Genomic DNA, 18508 nt, shown 5'->3' on the forward strand with positions numbered 1-18508 from the left:
TTGATTTCGTGCTTTCATATTTTGTTTACCCACAGGATTCGACATAGAGCCAAGAAAATCATACTGGAGCGTTCTTGCATTCTTCCATTCTATCATCACGGAAAAACAATAAACGAAAAAAGCAGTATCAATCCCCGGATCATTACGCATTGCGATAAAGGCGGAAATTTGCATGTTAAAGCCACTAATCCGATGCGGATATTTTGCGATTGGGATGAAGTTATTTTTACTTACCGACAATTTGAGACCGTATTTATGCGGATTTACGAGCGATATCAAACCTTTCAGCACCACTCACCCGAAGTAGATGTTGTATCAAATCCGGCTCCATCTTTTGGTTATTCATATCAAACCTATTATCCACAATGAAAACCCAGCCCCAACAAGAAACTATTGACTCACCAACACCCCACACCATCAAACATTTCCCCCCCGGCATCACCTTTAAACATCCCTGGCGCACATATCAACAAAGGGTTCTCGACCAACTGAAGTTTCACCTGCACGACAACCATCTACACATCATTGCCCCTCCCGGTTCGGGTAAGACAGTGCTGGGACTGGAAGTGGTGTTGCGGCTCAATAAGCCGGTGCTGATTTTGGCTCCGACCCTTGCCATTCGCAATCAGTGGATTCAACGTTTTTGCGAGCTCTTTTTGCAGACCGAAGTGACTCCCGAGTGGATTTCACGTGACATCCGTCGCCCCGGGCTGATGACTGTGATTACCTATCAGGGATTACACGCTGCCTGCAACAATCTACCCCAGCACGAGCAGACAGATGAAGACGATGTGAATGAGGAAGACGAAATCGCAGATGAATGCGTGGGTGCAACCCCAAAAAACAACGGTCAACTCGAAGCGATTGCCAACTTATTGAAACAACAGGGCACTGACACGATAGTGGCCGACGAAGCCCATCACCTGAAAAATGAGTGGTGGCATACATTGCATCGTCTCAAAGCCCTTTTGACACCGACCATTGTGGGGTTAACGGCCACGCCGCCCTATGATGTTTCGGTGGCCGAGTGGATGCGCTACAGCGAACTCAACGGCCCGGTGGATGCCGAAATCACCATTCCGGAACTGGTACGAGCCGGCGATTTATGCCCACACCAAGACCATGTATATTTTACAGAGCCGACGCCCGATGAGAATCATCGCATCATGACCTTTCGTACCGATATGGATCGGTTGCTGTCGGAGATCATTCAGGATCCGGTGCTTGAACAAGCCATGCAAAGTCATCCGGCCTGGTTACGCCCCATCGAAGAACTCAACTGGATATACAACAATTTGGAGATTTTTGCAGCCATACTGGTTTTTCTCCACGCCAAAGGGGTGCTCATCCCCCCCACGCATCTGGACATCATTGGCGATAAAGATCACCCCATTCCGCCAATGGATCACCTGTGGTGCCAGCGATTGCTCACTTACTACATCTATCAGGAAAAGACACACTTTACGGCGTTCGACACGCACCGTCAACATCTTGAAAACAAGCTAAAGCATCATGGCGCCATCGACAAAAAACAAATCGACTTTTGTTTTAGCAAACGGCTGGCCGGAGTCCTCAACACCAGCATCAGCAAACTAAGGGGCATTGAGCGCATTGTGGCCTTTGAGCACCAACAAATGGGAGCCCAATTACGCATGGTGATTCTCACCGACTACATCCGCAAAGAAGCGTGGGTGAATGCGGCCGAAAATAACGCACCGATCAACAAGCTGGGCGTGTTGCCAATTTTTGAACTACTGCGACGCCAGTCGGGACAAACGTTGAAATTGGGCATCCTCACCGGCAGCCTGATTGTCATTCCCCGCACGGCCTTAGAAGCATTGGCGCATGAAGCACAGCGAAGTGGCATTGCGGCCATCGGGCACACTCCGGTTCCCTTCGACCACCACTATGTGACCATCGACGAGAGTGACCGTCTCAGGCATGATATGGTGGGACTGGTCACCCGTTTGTTTGAGCAAGGCGAAATAGAGGTTTTGGTGGGCACTAAGTCGCTGTTGGGCGAAGGATGGGATGCGCCGGCCATCAATGCCCTTGTGATGGCCAGTTATGTGGGATCGTTTGTGTTGTCGAACCAGATGCGGGGACGCGCCATACGTACGCAACCGGGAAATGCCGGCAAGACAGCCAATATATGGCATCTGGTATGTTTGGACAACACGTCGGCCGACGGGGGCAACGACCTGGAGCTGCTCAAACGCCGTTTCCGTGGGTTTACCGGGCCATGTTACCACAGTGGTGCTTCCATCGAAAATGGCATTGGGCGACTGAACCTGCCCGAAAAAATTGGACACATCAACGGTTCGCAGCACAATGCACAAACCCTTGAGCAAGCCGCCAATCGGCCCGCACTTGCCCAAAAATGGAATCAGGCATTGGCGAACGGGGTGCGTTTGATTGATGAAATTACCTTTCCTGAAGCCATCAGACGCAACTCGACCCGTCGCAAAGTTTTTTACACCCGTCGCACCATCGCCACCCTTATGTTTGAGCTCATCATGGCCGGAATGGTATTTCTAAAGGATATGCTCATTAAAATGGGCACGCACACCCAACGCATCGATTCGCTGAAGGACTTTTTTACCTGGATGAGCGTGGCCGGCACCATTGGGTTGGTTTATTTTGGACGTCAAACCTATGTGTCGCTCAAATATTATTTAAAATATCGCGATATCGCGGCCGACATCGGGCGCATTGCGCAAGCATTGCTCCATACGCTCGCGGAGGCCGGTCTGCTTCAAACGCCGGTTGCCGAGCTGAAAGCCGAAACCGGCACCGACCTGTATGGCTCCCTGACGTGTCATTTAAAAGGGGGCACGTCCTACGACGAATCGTTGTTCATCAATGCCATCGGTGAGATTGTGTCGCCCATCAACAATCCGCGTTATGTGATCATCCGCAAGCATCAATTCATGGGAATCAAGACACAAATTGATTTTCATGCCGTGCCCGAAGTGTTGGGTAAAAACAAGCGAACGGCCGACATCTTTCTCAAGCACTGGAAAAAACAGGTTGGCGCTACCGAGATGGTTTTCACCAAGTACTATCAGGGGCGCAAACAATTAATACATGCACGCATGCACGCTTTTGCCAACCAATTTGAAAATGCGTCGATTCGCAAAAACATTTGGCGATAGGCGCCCAAATTGGTTGTGACTGCACGTGAGGAACCACAGAGTCAAAATAAACGCTGAGGCTCGAAGGCGCTGAGTTGGTTTGAATATGTAGATTGCGTTTAAATATGAAAGCAGATAACTCAGCATTTAATCATCGTCCTCTATTTAACGAACTAAGAACTAGCGCTGAGTTGCAGTGAGATAAGATGAGAGCCCGTGAGGAGAAGAAGCCTCATTGCCACTCGGTAAAAGAGTTATATAGTAGCATCCATTGAAAAAACTGGCTCTGTTCTGATTTGTGTGGGTAATCATAAGTATCAATTCTCTCAGGCCAATATTTCGTGCCCTCTAGCCGGGCGGGCTCTTACTTTTTGGCTACAGCCCCAAAAAGTAAGCAAAAAAGGCCGCCGCTAACGTAAAATGGCTAAAAATCATAGACCCTCGCTAAAATCTGCGAACTCGCAAGCTCAAACAGCGCATATTTTTTAACGCTCAGGCCTATGATTTTTTTAACGCCATTTTCCGAAGGCGGCTTAGTTACCTTGTGTTGATTTCGTGCTTTCATATTTTGTTTACCCACAGGATTCGACATAGAGCCAAAAACCTGTTCAAAAACACCTTGTCCGTTTAAAAATAAATGATGTATTTCAAGGTTTCAAAAACCAATGACATGGAAAGTTCCACTATCGAAATCGCCGAACGACTCAGAGGGCTGCGCGAAAGCCTCAACATCAGCGTCGAACAAATGGCCGAGCGATGCCAATTAGAGGCACAACAATACCAACAATATGAAACCGGGCATCAGGACATCCCCATTGGCGTGCTTCACACCATTGCCCATGCCTGCCACATTGAACTCACGGCACTTCTCTCGGGCGAAGAGCCGCTCATGCACGCCTATGCCCTCACGCGCAAAATGCAAGGGCCGTCCATCGACCGCATTGCGGCCTATGAGTACGAATCGCTGGCTGCCAACTTTAAGCAGCGCAAAGCCGATCCTTTTTTAGTGACCGTGGCGCCCGTGGATGCCCACACGCCCATGAGCCTCAACCGCCATGCCGGACAGGAGTTCAATTACATCCTTAAAGGGCGTCTTAAATTGTTGCTCAATGGCAAAGAGATGATTCTTGAAACCGGCGATTCCATCTATTTTGATGCCAATCAGCCCCACGGCATGATTGCCCTCGACAATCAGGATTGTCAGTTTTTAGCAGTTATTATTTAATCATCATCCCATGCAGTTATATAAGAAATTTCTGGCTCAGCCGGAATTCAATTCATTAAGCGATTTTCAACAAAACTTCAAAATCAACGTTCCCGCCAATTTCAATTTTTCATACGACATTCTGGATGTGTATGCCCATCAGGAACCCGCTAAAACGGCGTTGATATGGACCAATGATATAAACGAAAAACGCACCTTTACATTTGCCGAGCTGAAGGCAGCCACCGACCGTACCGCCTCGTTTTTTCAACAAATGGGCATTGGCAGGGGCGATAAGGTGATGCTCATCCTCAAACGTCGTTACGAATTTTGGTTTGCCTGCCTGGCCTTGCACAAACTGGGAGCAGTGGCCATTCCGGCCACCCATTTGCTCACCGACAAGGACATCACTTACCGTTGCCAGGCTGCTGACATCAAAGCCATCGTGAGCGTGGGCGATGCGGGGGTGATTGAGCACATCGAAAAATCCAAACCCTCCTGCCCTACCCTCACCACCCTCATCTCGGTAGGACCACTGGTTCCCGACGGGTGGCACAGTTTTGAGGCCGGCATGGCCGCCGCGCCTCCGTTTGTGAAACCTGAGCTTCCGTCGGTCAACAGCGACATCATGTTTTTGTACTTCACCTCGGGCACCACCGGCAATCCAAAAATGGTGGCGCACGATTTCACCTATCCCCTGGGTCATATCATCACGGCGGTATTTTGGCACAACGTGCAGGAAAATGGCTGCCATCTCACGGTGGCCGACACCGGGTGGGCCAAAGCCGTGTGGGGCAAAATGTATGGCCAAATGATGGCGGGATGCTCCATTTTTGTTTACGACCACGACAAGTTCGACCCCGCTGACATGTTGCAGGTACTGTCCGACAACCGGGTGACTTCGTTTTGCGCGCCGCCCACGGTGTTCCGCTTCATGATACGCGAGGACTTTTCAAAATACGATTTGTCGGCGCTCCAATATTGCACCACGGCCGGCGAAGCACTGAGTCCATCGGTGTTTCAAACCTTTTACGACCGCACGGGCATCAAACTCATGGAAGCCTTTGGACAAACCGAAACCACCGTGCAACTGGGGACCTTTGTGTGGATGGATTCTAAGCCCGGCTCCATGGGTGTACCCTCGCCGGCCTATCGCATCGAGCTTCACAAACCCGATGGTTCGCTGTGCGAAGATGGCGAGCAGGGTCAAATTGTCATTCGGGTGGACAACGAACGCCCCGTGGGTCTCTTCATGGGTTATCACCGCGATGCGCAACGCACCAACGAAGTGCTGTGCGATGGGTTGTACTATACCGGCGACATTGCCTGGCGCGACGAGGAAGGCTATTACTGGTTTGTGGGGCGTGCCGATGATGTGATTAAAAGTTCGGGCTACCGCATTGGCCCCTTCGAGGTCGAGAGTGCCCTGATGACCCACCCCGCCGTGGTGGAATGTGCCGTGACGGGCGTTCCCGACGATGTGAGAGGTCAAATTGTGAAGGCCACCATTGTGCTGGCTCCTGCTTACAAGCCGGGCAATGCGGCTCTGATGGAGGAGATTCAAAACCATGTCAAACAGGTGACTGCCCCCTACAAGTACCCCCGCATCATCGACTTTGTAGAGGTGCTACCCAAAACCATCAGCGGCAAAATCAGACGCGTGGAGCTGCGCGATGCGGACACGCCCTCACAAAGCAAAAAATAAGTCGCTTAGATGCTGCGGAACTAGGAAGTGCAAGAGTGCAGGAGTGCAGCAGTACCATGATTCAATGACGTTTAGTTCATGATTTGTTAGCATTCAATGAATTTTCATGTCTAAAAATCTTATCGGGCTTGACCTTTCGTGCTTGTTCTTTAGTGTCTTTAGGTACTAAAGAACGGTGGAAGAAGGTCAGCAAACCTTCTTTCGCCCCGATTGGGGCGAAGGGTTAACGGATGCCACAAATTGCTACCGATATTTGCCCCCGATGGGGGGGGAATTGCTCAGAATAGTATTATTTTGATGTATATGTGAGCACGGATTGCAAATCCGCGCTAGCGAGGTGTTGTGGCAGCACGGATTGCAAATCCGCGCTAGCGAGGCACCAAAGCTCGGTAGAAGAAGGTCAGCAAACCTTCTTTCGACCCGAATGGGGCGAAGGGTTAACGGATGCCACAAATTGCTACCGATATTTGCCCCCGATGGGGGGGGAATTGCTCAGAATGGTATTATTTTGATATATGTGAGCACGGATTGCAAATCCGCGCTAGCGAGGAGACTAGAATTCGTGTAATTGGTGGACAAAAAAATCGGTCGGTATTCTTAGTCGGGTCATTCAATCTGTCGGAAGTCTAAAAATCGTCATCTCATGATTCGAATGAAATGACAATGAACTTGAAGTGTTCATCCTATACCGATTCACAGCGTTCGCGTTAATCATCCTCCCCATCGTGCCCCAATTGGGAGGCCATGTTCCAATAGTCGTTGGCCTTGTCGGTTTCGCCCAATTTTGAACAGGCATTGCCAAGATAATAAAGCGCGTCGGCATGTTCGGGTTTGATGCGGGTGGCCGCGAGCAAATCGTTGTAGGCACCCGTGTAGTTCATCAGCAACAAGCGGGTACGCCCCCGATGATACAGGGCTTTAAACGATTTAGGTTTCAGCTTGAGCAACGCCGAGTAATCGGCCTCTGCCATCTCGTAATCTTTGGTTTCGACCCGCAGGTCGGCACGGCGACGCAGGGCATCCACCATGTCGGGCTGCAGCTTGAGGGCTTTGTCGAGATTGGCAATGGCCGCGCGGCGATCCTTATATTTGAGCACACATTCGTTGGCCATCAAAAAATATTCGCGGGCAAACTCCTCTGTGTGTCGACGTTGTTGCGCCAGTAGCTCCTGCAGATGGCGAATGTGGTTTTGTTGGTCGATGATGCGCGACAGCCTGATGGCCAGCAAACGCTGCACGGCCGGTTTGTCGAGGTCGTTTCGCAAACCAATGGCTTCGGCCAAATGCGCCACCGCCTGCTGAAACCGGTCGGCGGCAAAAGCCTCGTCAGCCTGGCGATACAGGTTATCGGCGCGGGCACTGTTGAGCTGCGCCTGAATGAGTTGCTTGTTATTGGCCTGTCGGGCAAACTGCACCACCTCGTTGCTCACAATCATGTCGCTTTGCCGCACAGGGGTTTTCAGGACGATGCCTTCGAGCGAACGGCAACGGCTGAGCGCCACATAAAGCTGCCCCCCGGCAAAGGCTCCCCCCGAGAAATCGAGCAGCACCTTATCGAAGGTCAGCCCCTGACTTTTGTGCACCGTGATGGCCCACGCCAACCGCAGCGGAAACTGGGTAAATGAGCCCAATTCTTCTTCAATGATGCGTTTGTTTTTCTCGTCGTATTTATAGCGGATGTTGCGCCAGATGTCGCGATTGACCTCGTGGACAATGCCATTCTCGAGACGCACGAAAATGGTGTTTTCAACAATCTCTTCAATGATGCCCAGCGAGCCGTTGTACCAACGCCGCTCCATGTCGTTTTTGATGAACATCACCTGCGCGTTGGGTTTCAGCTCCAGTCGTTTGAGGGTTGGCAGGCTCGACTCTGGAAAATCGCCTTCCACGTGGCCATCAAACAAGGCGGCCTCGCCGGGCAGCTCTGCCAGCTTGTTTTCGTTGATGTAATCGACCGTATTGCGACGGGTGGCCAGGGTGATGAAAAAGTCGTTGTCGGGCACTCTAAACGAAGGCACATATCGGCTGTTGACAGCCTGAATATCGGCCGACACCGCCGCTTTGACGCGAATTTTATCGAGCAGGTTCACAAAATTGGCATCACTCTGGCGATACACCTTACGGAGCTCAATTTGCACCAGGGGGATTTGTTGAAACACTCGTGCCGAAAAGAAATAGGGCGAATGATAAAACCGCTTGAGGATGTCCCAATCCTCGCGTTTGGTCACCGGTTCAAGCTGAAAGGCATCACCGACCATCAACACCTGTTTACCGCCAAAGGGGTGATGGTGGTTTTTTGTGTAAGCCCGCAGCACCCGATCGATGAAATCGAGCAAATCGGCCCGCACCATCGACACCTCGTCGATGATCAACAATTCGGTTTGCTCAATGAGTTTGACATGTTCCTTCCTGAATTTGAGCACATCGAAAATGCGTCTGTTCTGGATGGAATAGTCGGCATCGTCGGGCGGGATGGGTCGAAAGGGCGCCTTAAAAAACGAATGAATGGTTACACCCCCGGCGTTAATGGCCGCAATGCCAGTGGGAGCCACCACCACATACTTTTTATGGGTGGTTTGACAGATGTATTTTAAAAAAGTCGATTTACCCGTGCCGGCACGTCCGGTGAGAAAAACAGATGAATTGGTATATTGAATCAGGCTGTAAGCATCCTGAAATTCGGCGTTATCTGTATCAATGGTGTCGAGCAGTTTGGCCATGCAATGAATTTATTTATACTACCGATGTCAGCGCACCGATGAATAACGCTTGATGACATGATAAGCTTTATACACTCCCAATTCGCCGGCTTTGCTCATATCGGCCACCCCATCGTTTTGCTGTTTTAAGAAGATGCGCGTGAGACCGCGGTTAAACCAGGCTTCGCCCAGGGCGGGATTTAAGTCAATGGCCTTTGAAAAATCGGCCAAGCCACTCTCGAAATCACGCATGGCACAAAACAAGACGCCCCGGTTGTAGTAAGCATACGAAAATGACGGATCGGCCTCAATCACCCGGTTTAGATCGTTCATGATTAAATCATAATCCATCACCCGCTCCATCGATTTACGGTTTTCGGCCGAAGGTGCAGGCTTGACCCCCAGGGATGGTTGTACCGATAAGTCGCTCGCCCCTGTTGCTGTCGCATCCATCGAGCGAATCATCTCTACCATTTGATAACGCACATGCGCACGCAAAAACAGAGCCAACTTGTCGTTGGGAAGCATGGTGAGCAGCAGCGTTAAATCGTCCATGGCACGGGTATAATCCTGCATCGAAGCGTACAGCACAGCCCGCACAAAAAGCAACTGATTGTCGTGTCCGCCTTGTTTCAAATCTTCGCTAATTAAGCGCACGCGTTTCATCATCTCCGCGTAGTATCGCGACTCATGATCCACCACATGATTGTTGATGAGCATGCGCTGCGGCACCACCGCTTTTCGGTTAAAGAGTTCCACGTCGCGATCAAAGTAGCGAACCTTGTTGAGCAGGGTATCGGCCGAATAGTACGAGAGGGCAAACATGGGTTCCATGTCGATGAACAGTTCCCTGTTTTGCACCCGTCCGCGAATGGTTTCGGGCGCCTTTACTTTGTCCAGATCCCCCTGATCGTCTTTGTCATCAAAGTCGTCCAACACGGCAATCTTGTCGTATTGGCTAATGTCGGTGTCCGATTGACTGCGGGTTTCTTTCTTCTTTCCTGCCTCATCGGATTCATCGCTTTTTTGAGCGTTGGCCGTTGATGCCTTCTGGTTGTCCATTTCGAGTTTCATGGCCGTGTTGTAGTCGCGCTGAGCTCCGGCGGCATCGTTGAGTTGCTGCCTGGCAGCTGCCCGACTCATGTACACGGGGGCAAAGCGTGGGTATTTTTCGGCAATAATATTCAAATCGCTGATGGCTTGTCGGTATTCACCAATTTGATTGAAGATGAGCGCCCGGTTAAAAAGGGTAATCATATCGGAAGGATCCAAAGCCAGCACACGCGAGAAATCTTCCACCGCACGGTTTAGGTCGCCCACTTCGGCACGCAAAAGCCCCCGGTTACCCAAAGCCATGCGATTGCGCGGTTCCAGCTCCAGGGCTTTGTCCAAATCGGCCATGGCGCCCCTCAAATCATCCAACTGGTAACGGACCACGGCGCGATTGTGGTAAAAATCAGTTTCGCCCGATCGCAGCTCAATGGCCTTGTCGTAATCTTTCAAGGCCAGTTGATATTCCTTCATTTGCGAATACAAAATGGCACGACGCCAATAGCTGTCCACCAGCAATGGATTGCGCTCAATCACCAGCGAGTAATCCTGAATGGCACCCAGGGTATCGCCCTGCGACAATTTGCTGTAACCGCGTTCCAGGTAGATGTTGATGAGCTTTGGATCTTTGGAGAGTGCCCGGTCAAAATCGGCAATGGCCTCGTCGTATTGCTTTTGCATTTTGTGGGCATCGCCCCTCAACATCAGCAGATCAATGTTTACAGGGTCAATTTCCAAACCTTTGGAATACTCGTCGATGGCAGCCTGATAGTTGCCGGTAAACGTATTCACCAGCCCGTAAAAACGGTACACATCCATTTGATAGGGATTGATCTCCAGAGCCTTTTTAAAGTCATCCATGGCACCGGCAAAATCCTCGAGCTTAAACTTGGCATAACCTCTAAAGAAGTAGGGTTCACTCAGGTAAGGTTTGGAACTGATCACCCGATTGAGGTATTGAATGGAAAGCACGTAGTCCTCAAAATAGATGGCATTTCGTGCGTTGGCCATCACCTGATCGGTGTTGAATTGTGCCACCATGCGACCCGGAGCCAGCCACATCAACAAAATCACATATAACATCATGCGTAAGCGCATACCAATTGTTTAAAATTCGAAATAAATGTTGGTGTATCTCTGTGAAATATATTACATATCACCGAGTTCCACTGAACAGACACTGAGTACCACAAAGTCAAAATAAACACTGAGGCGCTAATCGACGCAGTCGCTTGGCTATGCCAAGAAAGGCGCTAAGTTAATTTTAACGCATTGCGTTTAAATAACAAAACAGATAACTCAAAAGAGTAATATCGTAGTTAAATCATTACCGGATTATATCATCTATGAGACGTGTCACAATAAAATTTATTTGAAATGTCAATAAGGGTTGAGATTTTTATCTACAGCATTGAGTTTTGGCACACAACAAATTATCTCAAAGAAAGACAAAAGAGATGTAGGCGTAGATATAACCACGAAATTTTTGAGGGGCATTAAAATTTCCCCGTAAGGGAAAAAGCTCGGTAACAATAAAAAACGTTGATTAGGTCTTTTGCCTCGGATGGGGCAAGACAAAACGAAGCCCTTCTTTGTTTTTACCGAGCTTTCCTGCCTAACGGCAGGAGAATTATAAAGCCTCATAAATTTCATGCTTGGTAACTATTTTAATGCACATTAAATTTTTTGATCCATAAATGCATTTTTCAACTCATAATTCGCATATCAATGTCGTTAAGTTAAGCCCTGAAAGGGCGATAAGCAGTCGCGTTGGTCATCGCCCAACGATGAATGCAAACTCAATCTCAGAGCCCTGAGTTGAAAATCGACAAAGTCAAAGGGCGTAGGCTTACGCCCCTTCGGGGCTTGAGCTCGTTTGCTACAATAAGCAGGGCTTTGCCCTACGCTAATGCTGGCGCCCCATTGGGGTTTAACTAAACGACATTGATTTGCATTTGAAGATAAAATTTACTGCAATGATGAAGCACAGCATACAAACATAACACAAAAGCGGGATATTTGGATGCGGCACCGGGAGCAAATCAAGCTATACAACGTGATGGCACGTCAACGAATCAGGGGTCAGTAGTGAAATGCCAAATTACGAACCGTTTCATTTCCGAGTCCATCCACCACAACCACTTTCAGGGAGTGCTTTTTATTTTTGGTGATGGGTATGCGATTGAGCGGGCAAATAAGACGATTGGTTTTACCGTCATATTCAAACAAAGCCCAGTTGCCGTCAATTTCACAGCGAAACGAGGCGATGCCCGAGAAATTATCTTTTACTATTAGTTCCAATGTTTTGCGGCCGGCATAATTTCCTTGTGGGGCAGCATTGTGCCACGTCACGGCAGGCGCCACCGAATCGATGGCCAATTGATAATCGCCCAATTCACGCACACGGGCACTCAGCCATCCGTTTTTATGAACGCCGCCGGCATAGGCTGAGCTTTTGCCATTGACTTTTGCCAGACACAGATAACGCACCTTGGGCAACAACGCTTCCGGAATCCTCACGTTCACCGTAATGAACTGATGCAACGGAATTGTGCGTTGCCCCACCGAGTAAATTTTTGACATGCCTTCCCCGCGCGACGTGACCGAGAAAGGCACATCGGAGTAAAACGCATTCTCGGGAATGTTGACTTTGATGTTTTCCTTTTCAACCACCAATGGCTTGTCACCCGAAATGACCGCAATGTTCGATTTGGGTGCAACCACGCCATCGCCTTTGAGCTTCATAGCCAGTACAGACTCATTGCCGTGAGTGTCGCGCACCTTTATCAGCACCGTCTTGATGCCATCCTTGGAAATCTTAATCACGCCCTTCTCTTCAACGCTGCGATACACATCAAGGGCATTATACGCATCGACAAAGCACTTATGAATGACCTTTCCGGTGGATATTTTATAACCAAAGTCGATAAAACTGTTGACATAGCGTGTCTGATCAAAGCTGAAACGATTCAGCTCAGCTTTAAATTGTGTTGCTTCATCCACAATCATCTCAATAGAATAAATACCACATTTGCGCCACGATCCGGTGAGATAATCAATGGTTTCAATGCCAATTCCTATGTTTCCGTTCGCGCTTACCGGCAAGTTGCCTTCCAACCGATATGTGCCATTCACAAGCACCGCCTTGTAATATTTGGCTTGTCCCTTGCCGGCAACCGAGGCTCCATTGTCAATCGGATAAATACGAATGCCCGAAATAACTGGGGGAACATTGTCTTTAACGTTATTCATAAACAATAGAGGATCGATGGGTTTTTCATCGTTGGTTCCCCGAATTTCAAAATGTAAATGAGCCCCAGACGAACTCCCGGTGTTGCCCACATAGCCGATTACCTCGCCTTGTTTCACCGTCATCTCTCCCGGTCGATAGGTCACATCCATATCAAATTGCTGACGGTGATAATGCGACGCAATGACCAACGAATCAATGCGTGGCGCATAACGATCCAGATGCGCATAAACGCTGGTGTAGCCATTGGGATGCGTCACATAAAGCGCCTTTCCGTAACCGCCCGATTGCACTTTTACACGAGACACATCACCATCGCCGATGGCAAATATTTTATTGCCAATTTTACCTCCTACGCCATAATCGATGCCACTGTGAAAATGATTGGAACGAATTTCAGCAAAGGTTCCGTTGATGACCGGGGAAATGTCCAACGGCGGACGAAAAGTATTGGGGATAAATTGTTGAGCATGCAACATCGCAACCGCGAACATCAAACTAAGTGACCAAAGTTTCCTCATATTGTATTGAAATTTGACGGAAATAAAAGAGAATGCCCGTCACAGACCTATTTAAAAATGGCCGAAATTAGGGAAAAATAAGCATTCAGCCATTCCTAATTCAACGTATGGAGATATCTGCGCCATAAAGAGACTTTTTTAACCCAATCTGCAACAAGCAGATAAAATCAGCAGGCTACATTTGGTCAAAAAAAAACAGCAGAGCCCTTGCAGATTTGAAAATAAAACCCCTATATTTGCACCGCGTTTGAGAGAAAAGAGAACGCAACAAAGAATAAGGTTCCGTAGCTTAATTGGATAGAGCACCTGGTTACGGCCCAGGAGGTTAGGAGTTCGAATCTCTTCGGAATCACACTTAAAATATCTTTGTTGCTTTACACATCTTACTCAAAATAAGGTTCCGTAGCTTAATTGGATAGAGCACCTGGTTACGGCCCAGGAGGTTAGGAGTTCGAATCTCTTCGGAATCACGTTTAAAAGCAGTCAATTATTTATTAATTGACTGCTTTTTTTTTGATTTCTCACCACATCGTTAGTCTTTTATCAACAAAATCAAATGTTTTATCAAATTTTGAAATAAATGATAAATAATGCAGTATCACATTGCATTGAAAAATGCAATTTTGAAGTAGAATCATCAACGGATTAAGTCATTAGCTGAAGACACACCTTCCCAGTTGATCATGATATCTAAAAGGCAATAAGGTTGGGACACATTGCATTCCAACCATGATAAAATATGAGTCATAAAAGATAACGCCCATCCACTTGAATCATTAAACCGATAATAAATCATTAGCAAATGAATCTAAGAACAATCTCCCTTATTACCCTGTGCTGCCTATGGCTCACGTCGTGGTCGCAAGAGAATCCCAAGCTGGAGAAAGAGCCGATCATCCAGCGTTCCGACATGCCTGATAACACGGCATTTGACCTGAAGATGGGTGAGAAATACTACCGCAAGGGTCTATATGACGAAGCCGTGAAGTACTACCAAAATGTACAAAAGTATGCGACCGGCATCTCGGCATTCAACTACAAAATGGCCATTTGTAACCTTTACAGCACACATCCGCAAAGTGCATTGGCTTATATGGAACAAGCCTACCCCGATGTGGCCAAAGATTATTACTACCATTTGGGGAAAGCTTTTCAGTACAATTTGATGTACGATTCGGCGAAAGTGGCATTCAACAACTATCACCAAACACTCAAGTCGTTTCGCAAGAAGTCGTTTGGCAAAGCGCTAAAGCAACTCAATAGCGAGTGTGATTTTGGGGCTCAGGCGGTGAAGGATTCCCTGCCTATGTTCATCATCAACCTTGGGCCTGTTGTTAATAGTTATTTTGACGATTACAATGCTGTGGTCAGCTACCAGAGCGATTCAACCATGTACTTTACCAGCCGACGTCCCCGTCGGGAAAAGGACAAAGTGGTTCACCGTAACCGCTACAAAGAACGCATCCTTGCCACGAATAATTGCATCAACCACCCGGCCGAAGCAACCGACGAACCCGGCTCGTTGCGTCAATCAACCAACTCGAGCGTAGCCGGTATTGACCATCAAAATAACCGCATCTTTTTTTATCAGGGCAAATGGCGACATGGCAACATTTATGCCGCCAATCTCAACAACGGTAAAGTAAAAAAAGTGCGTCAGTTAAAGGGTAAAATTAATCATCGTGCCCATCAGGAAACCGCAATGACGGTAAATAAGAGTGGGATAGCTTATTTTGTATCGAACCGAACCAAGGGCAAAGGCGGCAAAGACATCTATTCCGCCCAACAATCGGGCAAATATCGCTTCCGCAAGGTTCGCAACCTGGGGCCACAAATTAACACGCCATTTGATGAGGAAGGTGTTTACGTAACGCCCGATGGCAACACACTCTATTTCTCGTCGAATGGTTTGCCCGGTATGGGAGGATTTGATGTGTACCGCACGACCAAACAGCCCAATGGAGAATGGAGTGAGCCGGTCAACCTGGGATACCCCATTAACTCGCCTGCTGACGAGCTCTTTTATCGCCCCACGCCCGACAGCATGGTGGCCATTTACTCCACCCTTCGCCAGGGAAGTCATGGCGGTCTCGACATCTATAAAATTGTTCATGACCCCCGCATTCCTTTTGAACTCAACGGTCAGGTCACCGACAATAAGACCAACAAAATATTGGCCGCAACCGTGTCGGTGTATCGTGACGACAACAATCAACTGGTGACATCAGCTGCACAAGACACCGTTGCACGTCAGTACAGCATTGCATTTGACGACGTCAACAATTACTGGCTTCAGATAGATGCACCCGGTTACAAAGGCACTAAAGATCAACTGCAACGAGCCACTACACGTCATCAAGTCATCACCCAAAACTATCAACTAGAGAAGCTCAAATACCCCTTCACGGTGTGGGGACGTGTGACCAATTCGCGCAACGGCAGTCCTGTGATGGCCGACATTGTCTTTAAAGCCATCAACAAGGATACAGTATTGCAACGCATCGCCACCAACCCACAGACGGGAGAGTACTCCATCACATTTGAAGACAAAACAAATGTGACCATGGAAGTGTCGGCCACCGATTTCTTTGCTTACACCACGCCGCTGACCATGAAAAGTATCAAGGGCGACAAAGAAGAACGGAACATAACGCTCACGCCCAGTCGCATCACATACACCATCACCGGCGTGTTGGCCGAACAAGAGAGCAAGCTGCCTGTTTCCGGATGGGTAAAAGTGTTTAAGCCGGGTATTGCAGCCCCCATCGCCATCTGCCCCAGCGATTCGTCATCGGGTAAATATGTGGCCACGATGGAGGAAGCCGGTCCGTTTGTCATCGAGACCTCAGCCGAAGGTTATTTCTTCCAAAATGCACCGGCACAGTTCCTGGGTGACACCACGTTATTGGTTCGAAATTTTGATCTTCAAAAGATGAAGGCGGGCGTGAAAATCGTCATCGAGAACATCCTGTTCAATTCCGGCAAATCGACCTTAAAACCCTCGTCGTTCGCCGAGCTTGACAAATTTGCCAACCTGCTACTCGAAAACCCCAAAGTACGGATTGAAATCTCCGGTCATACCGACAATGTAGGTTCAGCCGCCAGCAACAAGAAACTGTCGAAAGAACGAGCCCTGACAGTGCGTAATTACATCATTAAAAAAGGTATCACACAGGATCGGTTAGAGTACGAAGGTTATGGCTTAGAACAACCCATCGCCGACAATAAAACAGAAGCCGGGCGAGCCGAAAACCGCCGTGTAGAAATTAAAATTCTGGATTGATTCATTCAAAATTAAAAACATGAAGACACGTAATTACTTGATATATTCGCTTCTGGCGTCAGTATTCATGCTGACGCCGGGATGCGCCGGTGACGATATCTACGAAAAAGACATCAACACCGATGCCAACCGCGTTTACGAGATGCACCTTATTTGTGGAACAGTGACCGTCACGGCTCGCGATTTAATTGATGAGTACGGCGATGGCGAGTTTACGGTAGCCAATGACTGCACCATCATGCGATCGTTCGACATGCCATTATCGCTCGAATGGGACGAATTGGTGGTGCTCTCTTCGCCATCCATCAATCAATTAGTGCCCATCACCAAAGGCGTGGCATCTTTCGATATTACAATCCCAATGAAATTAACCCCTTCAGATGACATGCGTCTCGACCAGGTGGATCTTTCGCAGGGAATGCTGAACACCTTTGTGATGGTTCCTTCGGGTATCTCATCAGGAACAATGACCCTCTCATTTCCGGAAATCTTCAATCACAAAGGTCAGATGCTGAGTTATTCGCTAAACATTTCACCGTCGCAACGGTCGTTGCAGATATCAGAAGATTTAAATGGTTTTACCATTAAACCCGAACAGTTAAATGCCAATGCGCCCCATACAAATCGGGTAAAAATGGTTGTTAGCATCAAAAATATGGCATCCAACTCAGGTGGCAATTTAAACGTTGAATGTTCCATGATCGATTTGGCATCAGATAACATATCGGGCTATTTGGGACGTAGGGAGCTTTCGAAAACAGACAATGGTTTTGATTTCGACTTTTTCGAGAAATATGAGTTAGAAGACAAAGTGCAATTTGCCGACATTCAGATTATGGTGAAAGCACACAATCCTATTGGGGCTCCATTCAAGGTAGAAGTTGATAACATTCGCTTTGATAAAAGTGGTCAAAATCAATGGTTTTTGATGAATAACAACGAAACAGCCCAACTAAAACCGACATTCGACCTCGCTGCCGCTAAAGGCCCCAATCCTTTGCTGCCGAGCACCTCTGATGAATTGACATACAAACGCGACAACTCCAACATTGAATTAATCGGGACTCGACAACCGAACCACTTGACGTGCGACATCAAAGGCACTTCAAACCCTGATGTTACAGGATCGACCCAAAACATCAAGAACTTTATAGGCACCAATCGCACCCTCGAGGCAGATTTGAAAGTCAATTTCCCCTTTTGGTTTTCAACCAAAGCCTACACACGCACCGACACCATTGATTTTGATTTTCAAGATCTCTTTGATGAAGAAACGGTTGAAAGCTTCGAAAGAATGACCTTTACTCTGGATTTCGAAAACGGGATGCCCTTCGATTTAACAACCATCGCCCGTGTGGTGGATGCCAATGACAAATTCATTGCCAACCTGATGGATCAAACGCAAATGTTGAAATCGCCCACCATCAACAATGATGGCACAGTTTCGGGCACCACAACATCAAAATTGACCATTGAAGTAACCAAAGATAAAATCCAAAAATTTTGGGACAAAAAGGCCATGAAGATTTTGTTGGACCTATCTGCGATGACCAAAGATGCCCCCAATACAATGGTTAAAATACAGACAAACAGCACGCTTAAGTGCAAAGTGACCATGAATGGTAAAAGTCAAATTCCCAACCTCTAATTATCCTTTTTAAA

At 48.0% G+C, this 18508-nt stretch carries 9 protein-coding genes and 2 tRNA genes; 7 read left to right on the forward strand and 4 right to left on the reverse strand.

What is annotated here, in order from left to right:
- Positions 1–240: hypothetical protein (locus tag LX69_RS18005; RefSeq protein ID WP_221621360.1), on the reverse strand; the 240-nt coding region annotated here is incomplete at its 3' end.
- A 125-nt stretch (positions 241–365) separates the two neighbouring features.
- Here LX69_RS18005 and LX69_RS13330 point away from each other — a divergent pair.
- From LX69_RS13330 to LX69_RS13340, 3 genes are all read left to right on the forward strand, one after another.
- On the forward strand, positions 366–3155 hold the full coding sequence (locus LX69_RS13330; RefSeq protein ID WP_221621361.1) for a DEAD/DEAH box helicase family protein: 2790 nt from the start codon (positions 366–368) through the stop codon (positions 3153–3155).
- A 649-nt stretch (positions 3156–3804) separates the two neighbouring features.
- The gene (locus LX69_RS13335) at positions 3805–4359 is read left to right on the forward strand and encodes a helix-turn-helix domain-containing protein (protein WP_111446566.1); all 555 of its coding nucleotides are present in this window, start codon (positions 3805–3807) and stop codon (positions 4357–4359) included.
- Between the two features lie 10 nt (positions 4360–4369).
- Positions 4370–6043 (forward strand): AMP-binding protein, encoded by a 1674-nt coding sequence (locus tag LX69_RS13340; RefSeq protein ID WP_111446551.1) that lies wholly within the window; start codon positions 4370–4372, stop codon positions 6041–6043.
- 707 nt (positions 6044–6750) lie between these two features.
- Here the strand turns inward: LX69_RS13340 and LX69_RS13345 are convergent.
- The 3 genes from LX69_RS13345 to LX69_RS13355 all read right to left on the reverse strand — a co-directional run bounded on the left by LX69_RS13345 (position 6751) and on the right by LX69_RS13355 (position 13563).
- Positions 6751–8763 (reverse strand): AAA family ATPase, encoded by a 2013-nt coding sequence (locus LX69_RS13345; protein ID WP_111446552.1) that lies wholly within the window; start codon positions 8761–8763, stop codon positions 6751–6753.
- Positions 8764–8790: 27 nt separating this feature from the next.
- Complete coding sequence (locus tag LX69_RS13350; protein ID WP_111446553.1) at positions 8791–10890, reverse strand: tetratricopeptide repeat protein; 2100 nt, start codon at positions 10888–10890, stop codon at positions 8791–8793.
- A gap of 984 nt (positions 10891–11874) precedes the next feature.
- Positions 11875–13563, reverse strand: coding sequence for a M23 family metallopeptidase (locus tag LX69_RS13355; RefSeq protein WP_111446554.1), 1689 nt, complete (start codon positions 13561–13563; stop codon positions 11875–11877).
- A 278-nt stretch (positions 13564–13841) separates the two neighbouring features.
- Between LX69_RS13355 and LX69_RS13360 the strand changes: the two genes are divergently transcribed.
- The 4 genes from LX69_RS13360 to LX69_RS13375 all read left to right on the forward strand — a co-directional run bounded on the left by LX69_RS13360 (position 13842) and on the right by LX69_RS13375 (position 18494).
- Positions 13842–13915 (forward strand) — tRNA-Arg (locus LX69_RS13360).
- 44 nt (positions 13916–13959) lie between these two features.
- Positions 13960–14033 (forward strand) — tRNA-Arg (locus tag LX69_RS13365).
- A 332-nt stretch (positions 14034–14365) separates the two neighbouring features.
- Positions 14366–16846: an OmpA family protein gene (locus LX69_RS13370; RefSeq protein ID WP_111446555.1), complete on the forward strand. Its 2481-nt coding sequence runs from the start codon at positions 14366–14368 to the stop codon at positions 16844–16846.
- Between the two features lie 19 nt (positions 16847–16865).
- Positions 16866–18494: a hypothetical protein gene (locus LX69_RS13375; RefSeq protein ID WP_111446556.1), complete on the forward strand. Its 1629-nt coding sequence runs from the start codon at positions 16866–16868 to the stop codon at positions 18492–18494.
- The last annotated feature ends 14 nt before the right edge of the window (positions 18495–18508 follow it).

The sequence above is a fragment of the Breznakibacter xylanolyticus genome (assembly GCF_003254275.1).
Lineage (GTDB): Bacteria > Bacteroidota > Bacteroidia > Bacteroidales > Marinilabiliaceae > Breznakibacter > Breznakibacter xylanolyticus.